Below are 5,001 nucleotides of genomic sequence, written 5' to 3' on the forward strand. Positions count from 1 at the left end.
ATCCGTCGGAGCCAACGACCCAGGCATCAAGCCCAGCCGAACGCATCTGACGAATTAAGATGCCAATATCAGGCATCGCCCATGAAATATAAACAGCGTCAGGTGCCGGGTCGAGTGCCTTGAGTTCCGCAATTTGCGGGCTCCAATCAGTCGTGCCTGAGTTGTAATTTAGGGTTGTTTGAAGCTTGCCGCCGTTTTTCTCAATTACTTCGGCAAACCATTGTGGTGTGCGTGCTGACCAAGACCCTCCTTCATCAGAAGTGAAAATCGCGATGTTTTTCACGCCTTGTGACAACGCATAATTTGCCGCTGCCGCTGCTGTATAAGGATCAGGTGCGACGTTGGTGAGAAAGTTATCAACCAGGCCAGTATGCATTTCAACTTGTGTGCTTTGAGCTTGAATAACTGAGACGCCTTGAGCTCCAGCGATTTGGGCAACAGGGATCATTGTGTCGGAGAAAGGGATCGTTGCAATAGCAACAACGCCTTCACCCAGAAATCTCTCTGTCAGTGAAATGGCTGTTTGTGTATCGGTGCTGGCATCTTGAATCAACAACTCAATCTTGTTACCCGCGACTCCGCCCTTGCGGTTGATCATTTCCGCCATGCATTTTGCGCCGTCAACTTCGTTGTAAGCTGCAAAATCGCCAGTCAGCGGCACAGGCATGCCGATCTTTGCTACACCATCGGCCATTGCTGATGTAGCTAGCAGGCTTGCGCCAGCAGCAAGTGTTAAAACACGTGTGTGAAAACTCTTATGTCGGTTCATTGTCTTGTTCTCCTCTTCATGGTGGTACTAGTTGCCTTGCCCCAGATAGGCATTGATGACCTCATTGTTTTTGGTAACATCTTGAGGTAGCCCCGAGGCCAATAAGCATCCCATATTCATCACCGTTAGCTTTTCGCAGGCAGACATGATGAATTGCAGATCATGTTCAATCAGGACAATGGCGCAGGGATGCCGGTTGCGCAGCCATGTCAGGTTCTCGAACAATTCGTTTGTTTCTTCCGGGTTCATTCCTGCGGCCGGTTCATCCAACATCAAAACCTTTGGCCGCAACGCCAGAGCACGAACAATTTCTAGACGTCGCATCTGCCCGTATGGCAAGGAATCTGGTGTTTGTTGCAATACGTCACCTAAACCAAAGCGATCAATTGCATCATTGATTAGATCTGGGTCGGTTGTTGCGTTTTTACGTTTCTGGATTTCTGCAACTTCAATGTTGCGCCGAACGGTCAGGTTTTTGAACAAGCGTAAATTTTGAAATGTACGTGCAACACCAAGCCGAGCGCGTTTTTCCGCAGGCAGATTTTGAATTTGTTGACCATCAAGTTTAATTTCACCAGCACTAACCGATAACAACCCCGAGATGAGGTTGATCATCGTTGTTTTACCCGCTCCGTTTGGCCCAATCAGCCCATGAATCTCGTGGTCCTCGACGGTAAAACTGACTTCGTTAACCGCTTTCACCCCCCCGAAATTTTTGCAGATCCCCCTGATCTCTAGCATATCAATAAACGTCCATGTATTTTGCGCACTTGGCGGGCCAATCGAGATCTTTTAGATGCTCCATTTCCCCCCGTTTATGCGCTACATAAAGATCGACAAAATCATCGCCAAACCATGCGCGCGTTGCGCTAGAGGCAGCAAACACGTCCAATGCAGTTCCCAATGATTGGGGAAGGCGGGTGAAACCTCGTTTTTGCAAAGCCTCAGCACTGAGCAAGGAGAGGTCCTCTTCGGTTGGCGTCGAAGGGGCTATTTTATCTTTGATCCCCTGCAAGCCCGCAAAGACAAGCGCTGCAAATGCCAGATGCGGACTGGCAGCAGCATCGACTGCACGAACTTCAAAATTAAATTGCCGGGCAATAGCCTGTTCGTCTTGGGCCGAAGTTGGGCAAATGCGCACAGAAGCTTCACGGTCGCGATAACCCAGATTATTGAACACGGCGCTCCAGCGGTGTGGAGTTAACCGCAAATAGCTGATTTCAGAAGGTGCTAAAATGGCGATGATCTGATCCAGGTAGTGCAAAATACCGCCAATGAAATGCTGTGTGAGCGTACTCATGCCATAGGGGTTATCTGCATCATAGGTCAGCGGGAGACCGCTATCATCGAGAAAACTGAAATGAATATGGACGCCATTGCCGACGCTATCAGGGGTCATAATTGGGGTGAAGGTTGGGGTGACACCAAAGCGAGGGAGCACATCATTTGCTAACAACCGTAGGATCACCGCATCGTCGGCTGCCTTGATGCCGCGCGCAGGTTTGTTTGTAATCTCATATTGCGCTGGCCCATATTCTTTCATGAAAGTATCAGGCACACATTTCGCTGTTCGAAGGGCTTGGGTAAACGCTTCCGCCCAAGCTTGTGCATCTCTAAAACCTTTGAAACCAAATGAATCTCCGGGCCGGGGAGGCGTATCTTTCAGTTGAAACTCGTGCTCGAAGGCCGCCAGTGGTGTGGCACCTGTTGCGTCATATAATTCTTTTACCGCACGCTGCGCCAAGGAACGGGTGCAATAGGCCCATGGATCTCCTTCCAGACTACGAATATTTCCCAGGGCAAAATCAAGGGGCTGCGGCCCGTCTTCTAAAACGGTGCGAGTGTCTGGATCAGACACTAAAGCAAGGTCACCAAGAGAGCCAAAAGGGCTTTCAGAAATGGTATCAAAACAAGTAATTTGCACATTTGTCGGCGTCCAGCCAACGCCACGTTTTAACCGTTTATCCCACTCTTCAACTGGGAAGGATTTGCCACGCACGATGCCTGAAAGATCGGAAATGCCGGTAAAAACCAGCCTGTCGTTGGATGCCGTCACGGTTATTCTGCCTCTGCATTTTGCGGTACATCCCGCAAGTTGTCCCATTCGGCGATCCGGTTTTTGGTGGCCTCCCAATCCCGTTCAGCCAAGGGCACTAAAAGGGCTTCAACCAATGCAAAGGCAGGTAGATAACTATCCCACAACGTGCCAGATTCAATGGGTATCGATACTAACTCGCTTGCCCCTTTTGCGGCCGGGCTGATCCATTTGTCGGTTATGAAAATAGTCTGCCCTTTGCGTGCTTGCACACGTTCGGACAGCAGAGCTAGGTTCGGCTGATATCGCCGAAAATCGATCATCAGCACCACATCTTTAGGGCGCATTCGCAATAGGTATTCAGGCCAAAATTCGCGACTAGAGGGAATGTGAAATACATCTTTGCGGATTTGGCGCAGGTGCTTAACAAAGAAATCCGCAATACTATCGCTCATCCGACCACCTATCATAAAGATGCGCCGTCTAGGGTCGCACAATAGATCGCATATTCGCGTGAATTGGGCTGGTGTTACGCAGTCGATTAACCCGGCATTGAGTTTATCAATGCGGCTCAAATAGGATACCAAGGGCGCCTTGTGATCAATTGCACTATCGGTTTTCAAATCAATTGGGGACTTGCTGCCGTGTTTGAGCTCTTGCACAAGCCGTTGCTGGAATTCTTGAAACCCCGCACAGCCCAGTTTGTTCACAAACCGCGAGATTGACGGAGCTGATATGTGCGCCCGTTTTGACAGGTCCTGAATAGGCTCAAGTCCGGCAAAAGGATAGTCGGCAAGCAAGACGGATGTCAGCTTGCGCTCTGTCGGCGTTAGCTGGTCTCCCAACTCTTCGATTTGCTGACGTATGTCCATGTCTCTCCCCAAGCAACCATCAATGCTGGATAACATAGGCGGAATGAAAAATTATTGTCAAGTTTGAAGTTTTTCTTGTATTTGACTGTTTAATTTCGAATAATGCGTCGGGTGTTCTGATAGTTGAGTGAACAGGAGGGTGCGCACTTGGAACCGAAAAACGACATGATCAGAGATGGGCTGTTGACCGTGGGAGTTGATCCTGAGCCGGTTGAAGTTATCTATCCTGGCTCGACTCATCCGTTGCTACTTGTTTGCGAGCATGCGGGTGTATCTTTCCCGCAAACTATTGATAGGCTTGGACTAACAAGCGATCAATTGGGTATGCATATTGCGTCGGATATTGGCGCAGAAACAGTTGCTCGCAAGGTTTCTGATCGGTTTCAGTGCACGCTGATTTTGCAGCGCTATAGTCGTTTGGTGATTGATTGCAATCGACAGCCAGGGGAGCCGAGCTCCATTCCTGAAATCAGCGACTCAGTTGTGATTCCAGGAAATGAAAACCTATCTGACGCAGCTCGAAAACTTCGCGAAACCGAAATTTTTGAGCCGTTTACTGCTGCTTGCGAAGCGCAAATTAAACGAAAACATTTCCGCTACACCTATTCTATTCACAGCTTTACGTCAGAAATGGCAGGCGTGCATCGGCCGTGGGATATCGCGTTCCTGTACCGCCACCCCAGCAGCCGCGCAGCCGAGCTGGCCAATTTGTGCAAAACGATGTGGCCCGAACTTAGCGTCGGGCACAATGAACCTTACGACATTCAAGAAGGAACGGACTGGTACATCCCAATGTGCGCTGAACCGCGGGGGTTGCCCCACTGCCTGATCGAAATTCGCAACGATCATTTGCTTGATGCTCAGGGATGTGCCATTTGGGCCGACCGCCTGAGCCAATTATTCATCAAATTCATGGAGTCTTCCAATGCAACTGACACGTGACATTCCGCTCGTGCCCAATCAATCCACTTTGCTCTATATCGATGTTCAGAATTTTTGCGCACGACGAAATGGCGGTGAATTCAAGGATTTGTCACCCGACGAGATGGAGGCAAAGTATGGCTGGTTCTTCGATAAGTTTGAGGCTGAAACCCTGCCCAATATGCAGAGTCTTCAACAAGCGTGCCGCAATGCAGATATCGAGGTGATGTACACAACGATCGAAAGCCTGACCAAAGATGGTCGTGACCGGAGCCTTGACTACAAAATTACCGGTTTCAATGTACCAAAGGGGGCGTGGGATGGTAAAGTAATAGACGCTATTGCCCCTCACGACGATGAAATCGTGCTGCCTAAAGGCTCATCTTCCGTCTTTATCTCAACAA

General features: G+C 49.4%; 5 protein-coding genes and 1 pseudogene. 2 read left to right on the forward strand and 4 right to left on the reverse strand.

The features are described 5' to 3' along the window. The 4 genes from Q0231_RS16005 to Q0231_RS16020 all read right to left on the reverse strand — a co-directional run. Nucleotides 1–769, reverse strand: a 769-nt coding sequence (locus tag Q0231_RS16005; RefSeq protein ID WP_299349160.1) for an ABC transporter substrate-binding protein, incomplete at its 3' end; no start/stop codon positions are given. Between the two features lie 27 nt (nt 770–796). Further along, complete coding sequence (locus Q0231_RS16010; protein ID WP_299349162.1) at nt 797–1,471, reverse strand: ABC transporter ATP-binding protein; 675 nt, start codon at nt 1,469–1,471, stop codon at nt 797–799. A gap of 40 nt (nt 1,472–1,511) precedes the next feature. Next, on the reverse strand, nt 1,512–2,825 hold the full coding sequence (locus Q0231_RS16015; protein WP_299349165.1) for a glutamine synthetase family protein: 1,314 nt from the start codon (nt 2,823–2,825) through the stop codon (nt 1,512–1,514). Nucleotides 2,826–2,827: 2 nt separating this feature from the next. Continuing rightward, nucleotides 2,828–3,676 carry a MurR/RpiR family transcriptional regulator gene (locus Q0231_RS16020; RefSeq protein WP_299349167.1) on the reverse strand — a complete coding sequence of 283 codons (849 nt, stop codon included), beginning with the start codon at nt 3,674–3,676 and terminating at the stop codon, nt 2,828–2,830. 147 nt (nt 3,677–3,823) lie between these two features. Here Q0231_RS16020 and Q0231_RS16025 point away from each other — a divergent pair, with 147 nt between their 5' ends. Continuing rightward, nucleotides 3,824–4,618, forward strand: coding sequence for an N-formylglutamate amidohydrolase (locus tag Q0231_RS16025; RefSeq protein ID WP_299349170.1), 795 nt, complete (start codon nt 3,824–3,826; stop codon nt 4,616–4,618). Beyond that, a pseudogene (locus Q0231_RS16030) lies at nt 4,602–5,001 on the forward strand (isochorismatase family protein); the annotation flags it as partial. The gene Q0231_RS16025 and the pseudogene Q0231_RS16030, both read left to right, overlap by 17 nt.

The organism is uncultured Maritalea sp. (genome assembly GCF_937139385.1).
Lineage (GTDB): Bacteria > Pseudomonadota > Alphaproteobacteria > Rhizobiales > Devosiaceae > Maritalea > Maritalea porphyrae_A.

Coding starts and splice junctions, on each gene's coding strand:
- Q0231_RS16020 (WP_299349167.1), bottom strand. CDS start 3,676: ATGGACATACGTCAGCAAATCGAAGAGTTGGGAGACCAGCTAACGCCG.